Source organism: Aquimarina mytili (genome assembly GCF_016735115.1).
Lineage (GTDB): Bacteria > Bacteroidota > Bacteroidia > Flavobacteriales > Flavobacteriaceae > Aquimarina > Aquimarina mytili.
This window is the reverse complement of sequence record NZ_JAERQJ010000003.1, coordinates 712,691-731,501: the sequence shown is the minus strand read 5'-3', so window position 1 is coordinate 731,501 and position 18,811 is coordinate 712,691. Positions and strand designations below refer to the sequence as shown.

At 34.3% G+C, this 18,811-nt stretch carries 18 protein-coding genes; 7 read left to right on the top strand and 11 right to left on the bottom strand.

Features of this window, described 5'->3' with window-relative positions; all coding sequences use genetic code 11:
* Positions 1–3: 3 nt before the first annotated feature.
* Positions 4–1,257 carry an aspartate kinase gene (locus JJQ60_RS10495; protein WP_201919411.1) on the top strand — a complete coding sequence of 418 codons (1,254 nt, stop codon included), beginning with the start codon at positions 4–6 and terminating at the stop codon, positions 1,255–1,257.
* 53 nt (positions 1,258–1,310) lie between these two features.
* Complete coding sequence (locus tag JJQ60_RS10490) at positions 1,311–3,119, top strand: GNAT family N-acyltransferase (RefSeq protein WP_201919409.1); 1,809 nt, start codon at positions 1,311–1,313, stop codon at positions 3,117–3,119.
* 82 nt (positions 3,120–3,201) lie between these two features.
* Here JJQ60_RS10490 and JJQ60_RS10485 read toward each other — a convergent pair whose 3' ends face one another.
* From JJQ60_RS10485 to JJQ60_RS10465, 5 genes are all read right to left on the bottom strand, one after another.
* Positions 3,202–3,627 (bottom strand): arsenate reductase ArsC, encoded by a 426-nt coding sequence (locus JJQ60_RS10485; protein WP_201919407.1) that lies wholly within the window; start codon positions 3,625–3,627, stop codon positions 3,202–3,204.
* A 21-nt stretch (positions 3,628–3,648) separates the two neighbouring features.
* The gene (locus JJQ60_RS10480) at positions 3,649–4,146 is read right to left on the bottom strand and encodes a GNAT family N-acetyltransferase (protein WP_201919405.1); all 498 of its coding nucleotides are present in this window, start codon (positions 4,144–4,146) and stop codon (positions 3,649–3,651) included.
* Positions 4,147–4,632 carry a DUF6428 family protein gene (locus tag JJQ60_RS10475; protein ID WP_201919403.1) on the bottom strand — a complete coding sequence of 162 codons (486 nt, stop codon included), beginning with the start codon at positions 4,630–4,632 and terminating at the stop codon, positions 4,147–4,149.
* A gap of 29 nt (positions 4,633–4,661) precedes the next feature.
* The gene (locus JJQ60_RS10470; protein ID WP_201919401.1) at positions 4,662–4,985 is read right to left on the bottom strand and encodes an ArsR/SmtB family transcription factor; all 324 of its coding nucleotides are present in this window, start codon (positions 4,983–4,985) and stop codon (positions 4,662–4,664) included.
* An 82-nt stretch (positions 4,986–5,067) separates the two neighbouring features.
* Positions 5,068–5,454 (bottom strand): TM2 domain-containing protein, encoded by a 387-nt coding sequence (locus tag JJQ60_RS10465; protein WP_201919400.1) that lies wholly within the window; start codon positions 5,452–5,454, stop codon positions 5,068–5,070.
* Between the two features lie 181 nt (positions 5,455–5,635).
* Between JJQ60_RS10465 and JJQ60_RS10460 the strand changes: the two genes are divergently transcribed.
* Positions 5,636–5,971 (top strand): DUF805 domain-containing protein, encoded by a 336-nt coding sequence (locus tag JJQ60_RS10460; protein ID WP_201919397.1) that lies wholly within the window; start codon positions 5,636–5,638, stop codon positions 5,969–5,971.
* Between the two features lie 57 nt (positions 5,972–6,028).
* Here JJQ60_RS10460 and JJQ60_RS10455 read toward each other — a convergent pair whose 3' ends face one another.
* From JJQ60_RS10455 to JJQ60_RS10430, 6 genes are all read right to left on the bottom strand, one after another.
* Positions 6,029–6,415: a VOC family protein gene (locus JJQ60_RS10455; protein ID WP_201919395.1), complete on the bottom strand. Its 387-nt coding sequence runs from the start codon at positions 6,413–6,415 to the stop codon at positions 6,029–6,031.
* Between the two features lie 54 nt (positions 6,416–6,469).
* The gene (locus JJQ60_RS10450; RefSeq protein WP_201919393.1) at positions 6,470–6,928 is read right to left on the bottom strand and encodes a DUF1801 domain-containing protein; all 459 of its coding nucleotides are present in this window, start codon (positions 6,926–6,928) and stop codon (positions 6,470–6,472) included.
* Between the two features lie 23 nt (positions 6,929–6,951).
* A complete protein-coding gene (locus JJQ60_RS10445) occupies positions 6,952–7,461 on the bottom strand; it encodes a DUF4199 domain-containing protein (protein ID WP_201919391.1) in 510 nt (169 codons plus the stop codon).
* Between the two features lie 101 nt (positions 7,462–7,562).
* On the bottom strand, positions 7,563–7,979 hold the full coding sequence (locus tag JJQ60_RS22290) for a response regulator transcription factor (RefSeq protein WP_201919389.1): 417 nt from the start codon (positions 7,977–7,979) through the stop codon (positions 7,563–7,565).
* A 25-nt stretch (positions 7,980–8,004) separates the two neighbouring features.
* Positions 8,005–8,568, bottom strand: coding sequence for an HD domain-containing protein (locus JJQ60_RS10435; protein ID WP_201919387.1), 564 nt, complete (start codon positions 8,566–8,568; stop codon positions 8,005–8,007).
* Between the two features lie 50 nt (positions 8,569–8,618).
* A complete protein-coding gene (locus tag JJQ60_RS10430) occupies positions 8,619–9,560 on the bottom strand; it encodes a 2-hydroxyacid dehydrogenase (protein WP_201919385.1) in 942 nt (313 codons plus the stop codon).
* Positions 9,561–9,653: 93 nt separating this feature from the next.
* On the opposite strand from JJQ60_RS10430, the gene JJQ60_RS10425 reads away from it, so the two are divergent.
* The 4 genes from JJQ60_RS10425 to JJQ60_RS10410 all read left to right on the top strand — a co-directional run bounded on the left by JJQ60_RS10425 (position 9,654) and on the right by JJQ60_RS10410 (position 18,626).
* Positions 9,654–11,291, top strand: coding sequence for a tetratricopeptide repeat protein (locus JJQ60_RS10425; protein ID WP_201919383.1), 1,638 nt, complete (start codon positions 9,654–9,656; stop codon positions 11,289–11,291).
* 231 nt (positions 11,292–11,522) lie between these two features.
* On the top strand, positions 11,523–15,890 hold the full coding sequence (locus tag JJQ60_RS10420) for a leucine-rich repeat domain-containing protein (protein ID WP_201919381.1): 4,368 nt from the start codon (positions 11,523–11,525) through the stop codon (positions 15,888–15,890).
* Between the two features lie 4 nt (positions 15,891–15,894).
* Complete coding sequence (locus tag JJQ60_RS10415; RefSeq protein ID WP_201919380.1) at positions 15,895–16,593, top strand: fibronectin type III domain-containing protein; 699 nt, start codon at positions 15,895–15,897, stop codon at positions 16,591–16,593.
* A 257-nt stretch (positions 16,594–16,850) separates the two neighbouring features.
* A complete protein-coding gene (locus tag JJQ60_RS10410; RefSeq protein ID WP_201919378.1) occupies positions 16,851–18,626 on the top strand; it encodes a T9SS type A sorting domain-containing protein in 1,776 nt (591 codons plus the stop codon).
* The last annotated feature ends 185 nt before the right edge of the window (positions 18,627–18,811 follow it).

The window sequence follows — 18,811 nt, the reverse complement described above, 5'->3', positions numbered from 1 at the left end:
TACATGAGAGTTTTTAAATTTGGGGGTGCGTCTGTAAAAGATGCCGAGGCAGTAAAAAATGTTACTAATGTGCTTCAGAAGACGGGGTTTTCTAATCTTGTTATCATTGTATCGGCAATGGGTAAAACGACAAATGCTTTAGAAAAAGTGGTTGAGTTTTATTTAAACGATGATCCTGAACTTCAAAAATCAATAACAGAAGTAAATACATACCATAAAAAGATTCTTAATGACCTTTTTGAAAATAAACAACACCCGGTTTTCAAAAAAATCGAAGGGTTCTTTATGGATTTAGAAACAACACTAAAAAGAAACAAATCACAACAATATGATTATGTTTATGATCAGATTGTGAGTTACGGCGAAATCATTTCTACCACAATAGTTAGCGAATACTTAAATCAACAAGGGTTTACGAACCAATGGCTGGATGCCCGTAATTTTATCAAGACAGATACTGCATATAGAGATGCAGAAGTCGATTGGGAGATTACACAAAAATTAATTGTCACTAAGGTAAATACCAAAGGACTAAGCGTGACTCAAGGATTTATAGGGTCTGATGAAAATAATTTTACCACCACACTGGGTAGAGAAGGAAGCGATTATACAGCCGGGATTTTTGCATATTGCTTGGGAGCCGATAGTGTAAGTATTTGGAAAGATGTACCCGGAGTGCTTAATGCTGATCCCCGTGTTTTCGAAAATGCCGAGCTACTATCTCATATTTCATATGAAGAAGCTATAGAATTAGCCTTTTACGGAGCTTCTGTAATCCACCCTAAAACCATTCAGCCTTTACAACGCAAAGAAATCCCATTATACGTAAAGTCTTTTCTTAATCCATTAAATGAAGGAACATCAGTCAAAAAAGGACAACCGTTAGATCCATATTTGCCCTGTTATATAGTAAAGAAAAATCAGATTTTGTTATCGCTTTCATCACTTGATTTTTCGTTTATTGTTGAAGATAATATCAGTGAAATTTTTAACCTTTTTCATCAATATCATATCAAGGTAGATTTGATTCAAAATTCTGCGATTAGTTTTTCGGTATGCCTTGATGATAAATTCAATCGTTTTGATGAGCTTCTAAACCAGTTAAAGCCACAATTTAAGGTGGCTTACAATAAAAAAGTATCCTTATATACATTAAGGCACTTTACAGATAAAGCTATTGAATCTTTAGAAAAAAACAGAGATATTTTGCTTAAACAGATCACACGGGAGACCTATCAAATGGTTATAAGAGACTAGTACAAAAAATTCAAGGATTTTGCTATATTTGCAGTTAGCGCAAATTGTATTTAATGCCTATAATCACAGCAAAAGAAATAGTCACAGGGCTCAAACTAGATAAACTTGGTTTTATAGGTAACTTTTTGGGTTGGATAATTCTTAAGGTTACTAGGTTATCAAAAGTAAACCGTCAATATGATCGGATAAGTCATCTTAATGATTTAGAATTTTTGGTAAAAGCTCTGGAGATACATGGAGTAAATTATGAAATTCCTGAAGAAGATTTAAGACGGCTTCCAAAAGAAGGCGCCTTTATTACCCTGTCAAATCATCCACTAGGAGGACTTGATGGGATCTTGCTGCTTAAAATATTATTAGAGCATCGATCTGATTATAAAATTATTGCCAATTTTTTGTTGCATAATCTTTTGCCGCTCAAGCCGTATATTATGCCTGTGAATCCTTTTGAGGATAGAAAGGAAGCGAAATCGAGTCATAAAGGAATTAAAGAGGCTATTTTACACCTTCAAGAAGGAAATCCTCTTGGGATCTTTCCTGCCGGAGAAGTTTCAACAAACAAAGAAGGGAAAAATTATGTAGATAAACCATGGGAAGCCAGTGCCATGCGTTTAGTTCAGAAAGCTAAAGTTCCTGTAATTCCAATATATTTTCATGCTCGTAATAGTGGACTTTTTTATCGTTTAGCTTCAATAAGCGATACATTACGAACTGCCAAATTGCCAAGCGAACTTTTCTCTCAAGAAAATAAGGTAATTAAAGTAAGAATTGGTAATCCTGTTTCTGTTAAAGATCAAGAAGAACATACAAATCTTGAAGACTTTACAAATTTCCTGCGTAAGAAAACGTACATGTTGGCCAATCCATATGAGAAGAAAACTTTACGCGAATCTATTCCAAGAAATCTAAAACTGCCAAAATCTCCTAAAGAAATTGCTGGAGAGGGTAATGTCAAAAAAATTGAAGCTGAATTGCAGTTTTGCAGGGATAATGACAAAAGGTTATTAATCAGTAAGAACTATGAAGTTTTTTTAGCTCAAAAAAAGTATATTCCTAATATTCTGAATGAGATAGGCAGGCTAAGAGAAATCACTTTTAGAGAAATAGGCGAAGGAACGAACAATTCTATCGATCTTGATAAATTTGATCATTATTATCATCATATGTTTCTATGGGACAACGGGGCAAAAAAAATTGCCGGAGCGTATCGTATGGGAATGGGGTCAAAAATATATGGAAGTTTTGGTATTGATGGGTTTTATCTTCAAGACCTGTTTAGATTTGAACCTGAGTTGCATAAGATGATGAGCCAATCTATTGAGATGGGTAGGGCTTTTATAATTAAAGAATATCAACAACGGCCAATGCCACTATTTTTATTATGGAAAGGTATTGTGCACTGTACATTGCGTTTTCCGGAGCATAAATATCTAATCGGTGGGGTTAGCATAAGCAATAAGTTTAGCAATTTTACGAAGTCTTTGATGATTGAGTTTATGAAATCTCATTATTATGATCCCTATGTTGCACAATATGTGAGACCTAAAAAAGAGTTTAAGGTAAAACTAAAGGATGCTGATAAAGATTTTGTGTTTGACGAGAGTAAAAGCGATCTTAATAAATTTGATAAAATCATTGACGAGGTAGAACCAGGTAGCCTTCGTATTCCTGTACTGATTAAAAAATATATCAAACAAAATGCAAAGGTAGTTGCATTTAATGTAGATCCTTTATTTAATAATGCCGTAGATGGATTAATGTACATCCGTATTGCAGACCTTCCTGATAGTACAGTGAAACCAGTAATGGAAGAATTCCAAGCCGAACTGGAGCGGAAATACTTTAAAAATGGTGATAAATAGCCTATTTTATTAATTTAGACCCAAAACCTAAAACCCCACAGGGTATAAGCCTGCGAGGTTTTTAAAGTATAATACGTTAGAATTAGGATACCGTTTTCAAAATATTTTTCTCAACAAAATTCTTACAGTAGTCTTTAATTTGATTTCTTGTTTTAGTAAAAGCGGCATGAATTTCTTCTTCGGTTCCTTCTACTTTTGACGGATCAAAAAAATTGTAATGCAATCGATTGGCTTTACCAGGGAAAAATGGGCATCTTTCTTTAGCGTTATCGCATACCGTTAGGATATAATCGAAGGCTATATCCAGATACTCATCAAGGTTATTCGAAGTGTGTTTAGAGATATCAATACCATCTTCTTTCATGATAGAAATAGCCCTGGGATTAACACCGTGAGTTTCTACTCCTGCGCTGTATATAGTTGCTTGCTCTTTTGCAAAATGCTTCAAATAACCTTCTGCCATTTGGCTTCGGCAAGAGTTCCCGGTACATAGTACTAAAATATTCATATATGTGGTGTTTTTATGTGGTTATCGTATTGTTTTACTTCTTCGTTCTAAAATAGTATTATCGTACCAAATATCGTTTAATTTTCCAATTTTTTCTCGATATCCAATTTCTCTAAATCCTAATGATTTATGTAAGGTAATACTAGCAATATTGGTGCTGAAAATGCTCGCTTGCAGTGTCCAAAACCCTGCTTCTTCACTTTTTTCGATTAATCTGGATAGAAGTAGCTTTCCAATACCTAAGTTTCTATATTTTGATGCTATATAAATGCTAACTTCTGCTACACCCTTATACACTTCTCTTTTTGAAGTTGGAGATAAGGCCGCCCAACCAACAATTTCACCTTTAATAATGGCTTTTAGTCTACACGATTTAATATGAGCCATATCCCATGTTTCCCAAGTAGGTATTTGATTTTCAAAGGTTGCCACTTGAGTATCTATACCTTCTTTATATATGGATGAAATAGCTAGCCAGTCAGCTTTGGTAAAATATGTTATTTGGATATTGGTATTCATTTAGCAACAACCGCTACCAGGTGCACATGAATTGGCTTCGGCACTAACAGGTTCGTTAACTCCACAAGTTTCTTTGGCTTTGCAATCTGTAGGTTGTACTGCAAGTTTCAAAATCAATTGCCCTTCTTTAAGTTCAAAATCATTGACATGTAACTGGGCAGCATGGAACATGGTATTGCCATATTCTATTTTTACCGGTGCATCCATTTCGTAAGCTTTCATTTGTCCCACTTTTTTTAAGATTCCTAAGGCTTTGTATGCACTCATATATTCAGGTTTACCTAATTCGCTTGGACTTTCCCACAACTGTATTACAGTTTCTTTCCAAGAATCGGTACCAGCACCGCAATCTACTGAGTCGATTGTGATATGTTTTACCTCGGTGATATGATAATTTGTTCCTACTAACATACCAGGTGCATACTCAAATAACAATGATTTACCCTGGTGTTCCGCTAATAATGTAATGAATTCTGATGTAGTCATAATGTATAATTTTTAGATTGCTTTTTTGTTTAGCAACAGTTTTGTTTTGTATTGTTAAAAAAAGAATTTAATAATTGTTGTAGTTGCTCCCACCGATCGATATCGATACAGTAGCACATGCTTTTGCCTTCGATTTCGCCTTTTAATAAACCTATACTTTTTAGTTCTTTGAGATGTTGTGAAATGGTTGCTTGAGCTAAACCAATTTCTTCGACCAAGTCATTGCATATGCACGAGTTTTGAGTACTTATATGTTGAAGTATGGCAATACGGGCTGGGTGCCCTAATATCTTAAAGAATTGAGCAAGTTCGTTTTGCTTCTTATCGAATATTTGTGTTTTGGTAATTCCCATCTCTATATTTTAATATCGCAATATTACGATATTAAAATTAAATAAAAAAGTCAGACGATAATTTTCTGACTTTTTTAATATGTTAGAACCAAGGTTTTTTACCCACCTGGTAGGTTTGATAAAACTCTTCGTCTGTTTTAGTAAGATACATGATACCTTCTATTAACCCAATGATCGATGGAATGTATATCGTAAGTACACCGATACCTAGACACATTAATGGAAACGAAATCAATGTTATCCCTAATAGTATAAATCCTTCTTTTTGGTATCCTAAAATAAACTTATGAACGCCTAACCAGCCTAAAAATATAGCTAAAATACCGGCAAGCACCTTTTTATTATCTTGAGAATCGATTATTTCTTTGGCTTCTTCTGCAAATTCTTTGGCCGTTTCCTTTACATTTTCAGCGGCTTCTTCTGCACCTTTTTTAATGTCATCCCCTAAGTTGTTGTTTTCTTCACTCATGTTGTTTAAAATGATTTATTAATTGGCAGAAAATTACAAAAATATTACTTAAAAATCTGAAGATCATTAAGAATGTTTGGGGGACTTAATTTTGATTATACGCGTTGATTATAGCATCCATTATTTTGATAACTCAAATTTATTGCTATATTTGGTAAGACTAACTAATTAAATAAAAATTATGAATTGGTACTTAAAAGCATTAAAAAATTACGCTGGATTTTCAGGAAGAGCAAGACGTAAGGAATATTGGATGTTCTTTTTATTTAACATTATTATAATGTATGGACTGATTATTCTTGCTGGTGTTTTAGAAATTGGTTTCTTAGCAACTCTTGGAAGTATATATGCACTTGCAACTCTTATACCTAGTATTGCAGTTGCTGTACGTAGAATGCATGATGTTGATAAAGATTGGTGGTATATGCTGATTCCTATTTATAACCTTATTCTGGCCTTTACCGAAGGTACAAAAGGAGATAACCAATATGGACCTGATCCAAAAGCTGGAGAATAAATATAGGTCAATATTTAATTGATAAAAGAAAAGCCGGCAAATTTGCCGGCTTTTCTTTTATAAGAATGCTTTGTCTATAGGTTCCCAAAGTTCTATTTTGTTTCCTTCGGGGTCAACGATCCAGCCAAATTTTCCATAGTCATATTCTTCGACCTCACCAACTATGGTTACACCTTCTTCTTTTAAGACTTTTAGTAATTCTACCAGGTTTTCTACCCTAAAATTCATCATAAACTCTTTTTTGCTAGGCGCAAAATAGGTGGTATCATCCTTAAATGGGCTCCATTGCGTTGAGCAATCATTACCAGCCTTGTCTTTCCACCAAAAGGTACAGCCATAATCATCTACCGGAAGCCCAAGATGTTTTCCATACCATTCTTTTGTTGTTTTTGGATCTTTAGTCTTAAAAAAGAATCCACCTAATCCTGTTACGCGTTTTTTCATTGATTATTAGTTTTTAAATTTCACTTCGACTAGCTTAGTATGGTACAAGTCGTATTATTTCTTTTTAACAGCATTTTCGTACATATTGACCCACTCTTGTGGAGTTAATTTAGAGGCTAATTCACCTATCAATTCCATTGGGATTTGATCTATTTTTTTAAATCGGATACAGCTCTTGCCCATATCCAATTTGGTTTTAACATATTTAGGATATTCGCCAACAAACCAATCCATTAATTCTTTATTGGCATAAATTCCGCTATGATATACGGCTATAAAGCTTTTTTGCGATGCAATATTCATAAAGGGTAATGGCAATTTAGGGTCGCAGTGATATCCATCGGGATAGATTGAGTGCGGTACCACATATCCGATCATTCCATAATTAATTTCTTCAGAAAAACCTTTAGGAAGATTCTTCTTGATTACCTCTCTTAAGCTTGTCATTGCTGCCTGACGCTCTTTAGGAATAGCAGCTATATATTCATCAGGTGTATTTGCTTCATATTTCATAATGGTTTTGTTTTAATTATCTGTTATGGTTTACGCTGCAGTATAAGTGCTGAGAGTAGAGAAATAATAAATCCAATAATGAGTACAGTTGCAAACATTAAGAAGAAACTCATAAATATGTTCGAAAATAACTTTTTTTGAGCTTCCAGTTTTTCAAACTCGACCTTAAAATCTGCCTCAGAAAGTGTGTTTCTCATCTGTTCGACATAATGAGTATAGTACTCGGCCATAAAATCAGGATTGATGAATTTGACATAAATGACATCTAAAATTCCAAATGCCAGAGCCGCGATTAAAGAGATAAGTACTCCTATGAGTAATGCTTTTTTAAAGGAAACGATACCATTATTCTCGTTATCGCGATAATGTTTTATTCCAAAAAACACAAAGAGTAAGGAAATAACCATACTGGCATATCCAATAACTTCCTGGATACCGTAGTCCAAGTTTTTTCCTAAGAACCATCCGGCTAGTGACAATGCACATATAGTAATGGCGCTATACACTCCGTAACGTAAAACAGTATTTTTCATTTTTAAAGATATTTAATGGTTGGTCTCAAATGTAGGTTGAGCTACTAAGATTGCACTCATACTAAAGTATGAATTGTATTGGACTTCAGTATAATTTGACCTTATAATGGTATTATTTGAAACTCTTTGGCGATTTGTATGGCTTGTGTACGTCGTTTGGCATCTAATTTTACTAAAACATTAGATACATGAGTTTTTATGGTGCTTTCTGAAACAAACAACTTCTCAGCGATTTCTTTATTAGATAATCCTGAAGCTATTTCGCAAAGCACCTCATATTCTCGTTTACTCAATCCTAGTTCTTGAATTTTTTTATGGTCTATAGTATGAGTAAGAGTTTTCTGTTTGTGTAATACTCTTTTGTTGATGATGACTCCAATAATAAAAAAAATAATAGCAATTATGGCGATTACAATTTCGATAGAAGTACTACCTGTGAATACACTGTATTTACTTAACTGGAATAGTGTAAGTAGGGCTACCACTAGTGCTGCAAAAATGAAAATCGTTTTCTTCACTCTATAAATTTATGAAAACTCTATACTATTTAGAAAGCAAATCAACTTCTTGTTGAAGATTTTCTTTTGCCTTTAGCTCATACGTTGCATAAAAATAGTCGGTTTTATAGATTCGGGGCATCGCTATAAAATGTTGCAACACTTTAATTCGCCCTTTATTATATACAAAATCGGGATAGTATTTATATTCTTTTCTTACCTGTTTGAAGTAGATGTTATAATCTTCCCACTCCATACCTAAAATGGAAAGATCAGCATCAGTAAAATAGTTTACATCATTATTTTTTGATGTATTATGACCTTTGGTAGCTACTATAATTTTTTTACAAAGAGCAATGCGATTTTCTTCAACCTTTAACTGTTTTAATACCGCTACAGCTTTGCGTGCACTTTTTTCTTCGTTATCTTGTTTAAGGATGTTGTAGACATAATCATGATAAAACAGGGCAAACAATATCATCTCCCAGTCTTGTATCTCATCTTTTACTTTGGTAAGTTGTGTGTAAAGATGTTCGAGATGAGAAAGGTTGTGGTAATACCGGTTTTTTTTAGTATGTTTTTTTTCAATCTCTCTCCATAATGACTTCACATGTTTTGAGTCATCAGTGTAGTTTGAAAGTAACAATGTAAAGACTTCTTTTAACAAAACTCTGCTTTAATTTTATCAACTATAGTTTGGGCCAATTTTTCTTTAGATTCTATCGTCCAACCGGCCACATGCGGACTTAGAATTACATTATCCATACCAAGTAGCTCTTTCAGAGCTTCTGGTATTTCTTTTTTTGAAGAAAATAGGTTCTCGAATGATGATTTTTCATATTCTAGTACATCCAATCCTGCTCCCAAAATTTTTTCTTCTTTTAAAGCTTTTACTAAATCTGTTGTTACAACACTTTTGCCTCGAGCTGTATTGATCAACCAAAATGATTTCTTGAATTTATTTATAAAATCAGTATTAATCATGCCGATGGTCAAAGGAGTTTCAGGAGTATGTAGACTTAGAACATCTGTTTTTTCAAAAAGTTCGTCAAGTTCTACCTGCATTGCATCACTATTTTCAACATCTTCAAGAATGTCATAACAGATCACTTCGACATTAAAGCCTCGTAGTTTTCGGGCAAACGCTCTTCCCATGTTTCCATATCCAATAATACCTACTGTTTTACCATCTAACTCTATACCACGATGTTGCTCACGTAACCATTTCCCATTTCGTACACTTTGATCCCCATAGTTTAGCTTATTAAATAGGGATAAAATCATACCTAATGTATGTTCTCCCACTGCATTGCGATTTCCTTCTGGGGCATTAAAAAGTTTAACGCCTAATTTCTCTGCATACTCGATATCAATATTCTCTAATCCAGCGCCTACACGACCAATAAACTTTAGATTTTTGGCTTTATCCAGAAATGTTTTATCTATGGGAAACCTACTTCTGATGATCACTCCGTCATATAGTGCAATTTTAGCTTCGATTTCTTCTTTTGTAGAGCTATAATCTTCATCGTTTTGAAAACCGGTAGCCGTAAGTTGAGTATGAAGTAAAGGATGATTAGTATCTATGTGAAGGATTTTCATGGATATATTGGTTAAAATATCAAAAATAAATAATAAAAGATTAGATAAGTGTATATTTGAGTGTCGTCAACCTTATTTTTAGAAATATTTAAGATGCGGTCATTAATTTATCCCGTTTTAGTCGTCTTTTTTTTAGTAAAAGCTCCTCTTTTTTCTCAAGTAAAAAATGATAGTATTCAGGTTGAAGAATTATATGCAAAGGCATTAGAAATAAAAGATTCAGATATTGTTGAGGCAAAGAAAAATTTTGAAAGTGCTTTAGAGATTATCGATAAGAAGTTTTCAAACAAAAATGAATTTTTATTAAAAAAGGCTTCTATTTTAGAGCAGCTTGCGTATTTCTTAAGAAGAGAAAACAAGTTTGGCCCTGCACTAAAAAACCTTCAGGAAAGCCTAAAACTCAAAAGGAGGATAGGAGAAACATATACCTTGGGATACACCTACTCTCAAACCGCTTGGTTATGGTTATATCAATCCGAATTTAAAAAAACAAAAATCAATTTAGATTCGGCATATACACTAAGTAAAAAATACAATAACATAAACGAAACGATAAGAACTATAAGTCGATACGGAATTCTCTATGAAAACATAAATGAGAATACCCAGGCAGAAGAGCACCATCTAAAAGCAATTAAACTTGCAGATTCTGTTAATGAGACTAAATTAATTGCTTCTGCAAATTCATATTATGCGTTTTTTTTACGAAGACAAAAAAGATACAAAGAAAACATACCCTATCTACAGCGGTCTATTGAGATGCATCAAAAGGCAAACAATCAAATAGGACTAGAGTCCGGTTATTTTGCGTTGGGAGTTACCTATAGAGTTTTAGGAATGCCTAAAAAAGCCATCGAATTATATAACAAGGCTATTGCTATGTCTAAGGCACAAAAGAATGAAGCTGTGTTGCATTCTAGATATATGGGACTTAGTAATAGTTATGCAGATTTACAAGATTATAAAAAGGCCTATGAATACCATATGGAGTATCATAAATGGTGGGTAAAGGTTAGAAATGAGAAAAACTATCAAAAGATGGCGGATCTTGAGTCTCAATATAAATACGAGCAACAACGATCTGTAGATAGTCTTCAATTTGCACAAGAGAAAAGAGAAGTAGAGCTAGTGGCAAAAGCCGAAGCTTCTAAAAGGAAACTATACTTTGTTTTATTATTAGTTACAGCTATAGGTGCCGTTAGTATTGGTTATTTAGTGCGGCGCAACTATCTGCAGCGTTCAAAACTTGCTAGAACTACTTATGAAAATGAAAAAAGGATATTAGATCAGGAAATTAACGCCAAAGAAGAAGATATAAAACGATTAATTGCCGATAACAGCATGCGTTTGGCATTTAAAGAAGATTTGCTCGATAAAATAAAAAGTGAAGTAATAGGAGGAAAACCAGAAGATATAAAGAAATCCTTAAACTCATTAACTACCCAATTACGATTACAAATTGAAACCGAAAGCAAATTATCTGGATTACAAGAAAAGATTGACTCTGTGAACCAGAACTTTGATACAATGCTTCAGACATCTTACCCAGAATTAACCAAGGGTGAACGCGAAGTTTGTGCTTTACTGCGACTCAATCTTTCTATTAAAGAGATTATGACCATTCGAAATGTATCCTCAGATTCTGTAAAATCGATGCGTCGTCGCATTCGCAAAAAGATGGAAATCCCTTCAGAAATCGAATTGGAGAAATTTATTCAGGATCTGGCGTAATAAGCATTTTGTCACATCGATTGATCCGACCCAAGGAGGAGGATTGTATCGAGATGTGTATTCGCTTTTAGACCGTACACTGAGCCTGTGTGTAGTCTTCGACAGGCTTAGACTACGTAACCCTACGTATTTAAGGATAAAACCATAAAATGACACCATTTGACACCGATAAAAAACTCTTAAAATCAGTGGTTTATATTATTATTGTCAACGATATTTAAATCCAAGAATATGAAAATAAGATTACTCAACTTCATTTTTTTATGCTTTAGTTTTTCGTCTTATGCCCAGTATACGGCGATACCTGATACCAATTTTGAAGCCGCATTAAGTGCCTATGATGACGTCGCTAGCGACGGTCAAGTACCAACCGCCAATATTTCGTCGTTGACTACCCTTGATGTGTCTAATAGTAACATTTCGGATCTTGCCGGGATTGAGGATTTTGTAGCGTTAGAAACTTTAGATATTTCCAATAACACAAGTATTTCTGAGGTTGATATCACTAAAAACACACAGTTAATTACGTTGGATGCTAGTAGTACAGGAATTGATTTAATTGACTTGTCAAAAAATATAGCATTAGAAAATTTCTCAGCAGATAATACTCCACTTATTTATCTTGATTTTGAAACAAATTCAGAATTAAAAACTGTTAGTATTACAAATAACACATCTTTAGTAACACTCGATTTTGAGCTTAATCGTAAACTAACATCTTTAAATTTTAACACAGGAGATATTAGGTATATTAAAATAGATAATAGTTTTAATACAAATATTACTTTCCTAGATATTAGAAATCAACCTAATTTACTTTGTGTGCAAGTAGATTCTGGTGCTTCTGGAGGAGGTTTGTCAGGATGGTTAGAAGATAATTTTAATTTATACTCTACAGATTGTGGAGGAACGTATGTTCCTGATGATAATTTTGAACAAGCATTAATTGATTTGGGAATTGATACTAGTGGGTTGGATAATTTTGTAAATACAAGAGATATTAATTTAGCGGCTTTAACTACATTAAACCTTGAGAATAAGAATATTACCGATGCAACAGGAATTGAAGCTTTTACGACAGTAAGAAATTTAAACCTAGGTTCTAATAATTTAAGCGCAATTAACCTTTATACATTAATCGAGCTAACAGACTTAGAATTACAAGGAAATAGTATAAAAGCATTAAACCTGTCTAAGAATACAAAATTAGAAGTACTTAATATTAATGGAAATAGAATGGAATCCATTGATATAACTGCAAACACGAACCTTATAGAATTAAGAGCACCTATCAATAATTTTGAAACAATTGACCTTTCTAATAATATAAGATTAGAGTTTATCAATCTTAATCGAAACCAGCTCTTAAGCTTAGATGTTTCAAATAATTCAGTATTAACATCACTTTCCTTAAATAGGAATAGTTTAAGAAGTTTAAATATCGCCAACGGAAACAATAGCAACTTTACGACATTTACCGTACATACAAACCCTAATTTACTTTGTATCACAGTAGATGATAGTGCCACTGCAAATCTGGGAACAGGAAACTATGCCAGCTGGGTCAAAGATGCTACCGCTATCTATAGTGATGATTGTAGCTTGTTGACTTATGTACCCGATGATAACTTTGAGCAAGCGCTCATAGATGCAGGATACGACACCACCGGTTTAGATAATTTTGTGCCTACAGCTAATATTGCATCTGTAGAAAGATTTTCTGGTGGGACGGGAGGAGAATTATATAATAAAGGAATTACTGACCTTACCGGAATCGAAGATTTCGTTTCATTAATACAATTAAGTAGTACCGGTAACCCATTAACTAGTATTAATCTTTCTGGGAATACCGCTTTAGAGATTTTATCATTAGGAGGTACTCAATTGACCAACCTTGATCTAAGTGCCAATACAAAATTACTAACCGTAAATGTTAGAGATAATCAATTATCCTCTATAGATCTTAGTGCAAATAATGTATTAACCAGCTTAAGTATTTCAGATAGTCCGCTTATGAGCATTGCTTTGAATGGTAATACAAATTTGGAAAGATTATCTCTTAATAATACACAACTGGCAAGTGTAGATATAAGTTCTAATAGTGCACTTATAAGTTTGTCTATAGTCGATACGCCACTTACTAGCTTGGATGTTAGCGCTAATACTGCTTTAAAATCGATAGAATGCACCAATAATCAATTAACAAGCTTAGATATTAGTGCAAATACATTATTAGAAGACTTATATCTTACCGATAATCAATTCACAAACTTAGATGTTGGTGCAAATACTCGTTTAGAAGAATTATATTTTGAAAACAATCAATTAACCAGTTTAGACCTTTCTGCTAATACAGCTCTCGAATATTTGTACTGTAATGATAATAGGTTAACTGCTTTGGATTTGACTGCTAACCCTGCGATGGAAGAGTTGGAGGCCAATAACAATCAATTAGCATATCTTAATGTAAAAAATGGTAACAATGCGACTACCTTTTCTTACCTATCTGTTGAAAACAATCCGAGTCTAAACTGTATAGAAGTGGATGATGCTGCGGCCGCAAATGCCGGTACCGGTAATTATTCTGGTTGGAGTAAAGATGCAGCAGTATCTTACAACGAAATATGTACAGATTGCGCAGTAGATGGTGTTACGATAGCATCGCAATCAGAATTAGATGCGTTCATAGCCCAACTTGGCACGTGTAATACGGTAAATGGAAATCTTACGATAAGAAATGCTAATGATGTAACAGACCTTTCTGGATTAGCTGGTATTGAAACTATTAATGGTAAATTAGTGATCGGTGATAATGAACTATTACCTAACCTTAATGGTTTACAAAATCTAAAGACCATCACAAATGGTTTTTCCATATTCAGAAATGATATATTTACCGATATTACCGCACTTTCAGGGATAGTAGATCCTATCAAAGATTTTTCTATTTCCGATAATCCATTACTAACTGATATTACCGCGGTGCTTGGACTAACAGTGACAGAATTACTTCGAGTGGATAGACAAACGTTAACACATGCTTTGATATTTCCAAACGTTACTACACTTACTGGGGATAATACTTTTAATTCTGCAGGTCCCGGGTCACTTAGTTTTTCAAATCTAACTACTCCTTCTATCAATATACCTAATCTTATTAGGGTAGAGAACTTTTTTACGCTACGCAATATAGATGCTAGTACCGTTTCTTTTCCTATGCTAATAAGTACAGGAAGAAGCTTTATAGTGGATAATGTAAATAGTACTACATTCAACTTTGATGTAGTACAAAGCTTAGGTAGTTTTATACTTGCTGGAACTCAACTTGTAGATCTTTCACCTTTTAGTACGGTAACTTCTTTAGGAACCAGTATTAGCATTGGTAATAATTTAAATCTCAATGATTTGTCTGCCCTCAACAATGTATCAGCCGTTACTGGTGTATTTCTTAATGTAACTAATAATAGCGCTTTAATGAGTTTAGATGGACTTGGTTTTATCTCTGGAGAAACAGGGTTGATTGTAATTGAAAATAATCCCGAGCTACTCCAGATAGATGCGTTACAATCGATCACGTCTACAGGATATTTTAGAATTAAAAATAATGAGAAGCTTAATAATATCGATGGCTTACAAAATCTTACCGAAACTACAGAAACTGATATGGGCGAGTTTTTACAGTCTACCGTATCAGGTAATACAATTTCTTCAGTAAACCTTACAAGCTTACGAACAGTTGCAAACCAATTAAATATTGTAGAATCAGGAATTACAAATTTCTGCGGATTGTATCCTTATGTTACTAATGGAAATGGGCAAACCACATTGAATCTTACTGGGAGTACATTTACAATTGCCGATATTCTCGATTGTGAAGATGTTTTTAGCTGTCCTTTTTACGATTTACCGGTTGATAACTTCAATATAGAAGCAATAAACGAAACCTGTTCAGACAAAAATAATGGAATGATCTCTATAACAGCTATAGAATCCTTATCCTATATTGCTACGGTAGGGGGTAACGATTATAATTTCACCTCTACTCTTGAAGTTCCTGATTTGGCCCCAGGCAGTTATACTTTGTGCATTGCTATTGATGGTATTGCAGATTGTGAGCAATGTTTTGATATAAATATCCAAGGCGCCGAGAAACTTGCCGGAAAAACAACAGTATCCTCTAAAGAGCTCTTTGTAGAGGTCGAAACCGGTACAGCACCTTATACCGTTATGGTTAATGGGAGTGCATCAGGAAAGTATATTAGCAATAGTTTTGCGGTTTCGGTAGATCATGGAGATGAGGTAGAAGTAGTCTCAAGTCTTGATTGCGAAGGGAAGCTATCTACCAAAGTTAGCTTGTTTGACAAGGTCACCCTATCACCAAACCCTACCCAGGGAGATGTCATTCTTAGTCTTGGCACTACAGGAGTAAACAAAGTAGGCGTTGTTATTTATAACTCTTTAGGAGTACAAATCTCGTCTAAAGAATACGACGTTAGTGGATCCGAAGTTACACTTGCCACTCAGGAGTTATCCTCGGGGATTTATTTTGTACGTATAGAAGGATTAGAATCAACAACCTTTAAACTTGTAAAGCAATAAGAAGATGAAAAGAGTAAAGAAATACATTATAGCCTTAGTTAGTGTTGTTTTAGTACTATCATGTAGCAGCGATGATGATGGAGCTCCGGTTTCATTGGTTCAAAACGAAGCTCCGACGATACCTAAACTGGTGTTTCCGACAAATAATTTAACATGTGCTAGTATTGATTTAGAATTTGCCTGGAATACGGCTACCGATGCTGATGGAGATACAGTAAGTTATGTAATAGAGATTGCAGCAACAGATAGTTTTGCTACGGTGTTATTTACCGCGGTGACCACAGACGCAAAAAAGGTATTTGATTTAGAGCAAGGGATTACTTATTATTGGCGTGTAAAGGCAAGAGATGACAAAGGTAATGATAGCGTGTATTCAGAAGTGCAAAGTTTTTTTACAGAACCTGAGGCAGCGGTAAATACCATCCCTACAGCTCCAGAACTCGTAAGCCCGGGATTGGGAGACCGGGTATCGGGAACCACTATCACTTTAGATTGGGAGGCAAGTGACGCTGATAATGATAGTTTATCGTATGATGTATATTTTGGCGCAATTGCTTCGCCAACCTTAATAGAAGAGGATATAACAGCTTCAGAATTAGAAATAACGGTATCACCAAGTACGATATATTACTGGCGTGTAGTGGTTAAAGATAGCAATCAAAATGCTGCGATGAGCCAGGTATGGAACTTTAGAACCGAATAGTCAAAACCAAAGATTTTAGCGGAAAGTAAGGGATCCGTTGCTTTTATAATACCAAATACCCACTCAATAGTTTGAGTGGGTATTTGATTAAAACAAGGATCATAAATACGTAGGGCTACGAATATTATAATATGTATGTAAAGGATATTTTTGAGGCTATAATTCTAAATATCAAAACGTAATATTTAACAGATTAATTTTTCTTAAAGAAAAGTTAATAAGTATTTTTGCCGCTTCAAAAATCAAACCCTTGGAATATGATAAAACAACTACTCACAGCATTAATTTTTACACTTTTTTCTACCACTGTTTTTTCCCAACTTTTTACTACCGATGTTATTGTGCAAGGCTCTATGCAAATAGGGGGGAATGCACAAAATGGACATAGTTTTGGGTTCGACACTTTTGTGATGAGCGAAGATAACCTAAGAATGTATTTTGATGATACCTCTGGAAGCGCTTCTTTCCCATCAAATGATTGGCGATTTACCTTTAATGATAGCAGTAATGGTGGAGATAATTACTTTGCTGTCGATGATGCTACAGGAAATAAAACACCATTTAGAATCGATGCAGGAGCACCTAACAATGCATTTCGTATCGCAGATAATGGAAACATTGGGATTGGGACCAATAGCCCGGGAGGTATAGAGCTTAATATTTTGGATAATGATACTCCTACCATACGTTTAGGGCAAAATGGTGGTTTTGGAACCCAGGCATGGGACGTAGCCGGAAACGAAGCGAACTTTTTTGTTAGAGATGTTACTAACGGTAGTAAACTTCCTTTTAGAATTCAACCAAAAACTCCACAAAATACGCTAACGTTAAGAGCGAGTGGTACTGTGGGTATAGGTACTTGGGGACCAAATTCAAATGCTTCTATACATATGAGTTCTACCAGTAAAGGGCTTTTGATCAACAGAATGACTACCGATCAACGTACAACCTTTGCAGCAAGTCTAGGTACAGGAGAAAATGGCATGATGGTGTATGATAATGAAGAAAACAAAGTATATACTTGGAATGGTACTACATGGGTAACTGATACTGATGCACAAGATTTGGATTTAACGGATAATACATTAAGCTTGACCAACGACGGCACTACGGTAGACCTTTCTAAGTATCTGGATAATACAGACAATCAAGCCATAGATGCTTTTCAACTAAACGGAAACAATCTGGAATTGTCATTAGAAAATGATGGTGTAGCAACAAAAACTGTGGATCTATCTGGATATTTAGATAATACCGATACACAAGATTTGAATTTAACCAATAATACATTGAGTTTAACTAATGATGGTACTACCGTAGATCTTGCAAAATACCTTGATAATACGGATAATCAAGATTTAGATTTATCAGGGAATACCTTAAGTTTAACCAATGATGGAACTACTGTGGATCTGTCTGGGTATTTGGATAATACCGATGCACAAATGTTGAATTTGACCAATGGAAATTTAAGTATTTCTAACGGAAATACAGTAGACCTTTCCGCCCTTATAAATACAGATAACCAGAGTTTGACTTCAGCGAGTTTAAACAACACCGATCTTACGATCGAAATCGAAAATGGAGCATCAGTTACGGTAGATTTAGCTCCAATAGTCACTCCCTTAGAAACTGATCTTGTTAACGCACAGCAAGAAATTGCAGATTTAGTATCCGAAAATCAAAGTCAGCAAACACAGATAGATGATTTACTTCGTCGTCTTGAAGCTCTAGAGCAAAATATCGTAAGTCAAACACCATTAAATAAGTCAAATACTCCAATATTATATCAAAATATTCCTAATCCGTTTAATGGTACTGCTATTATTAAATATTATTTACCAGAAGGAATTACAAATGCTTCGATAGTATTTAGCGATATGGTTGGAAAAGTGTTTTCTACGATAGCATTAAAGCAAACAGGTGACGGAGAATTATACATCAATAGTGATGGGCTGTCTAGCGGAACTTATTTCTATACTTTATATGCTGGAAGTCGAAAAATAGATACTAAGAAAATGGTCATAGAGTAAATCTCTATGGTATATAAAACCGACCTAAACCACTCCGTTACATGTAGTATGGAGTGGTTTTTACTTTTTGTCAGAATCCTAAAAAGTAATGTATTAGACATAAAACGAATACTGAAACCCTTTTGCAACCCCCTTTTATTCGATTTTTCTCAACTACTAATGTACTTTTGTTACCTTAATTGAAA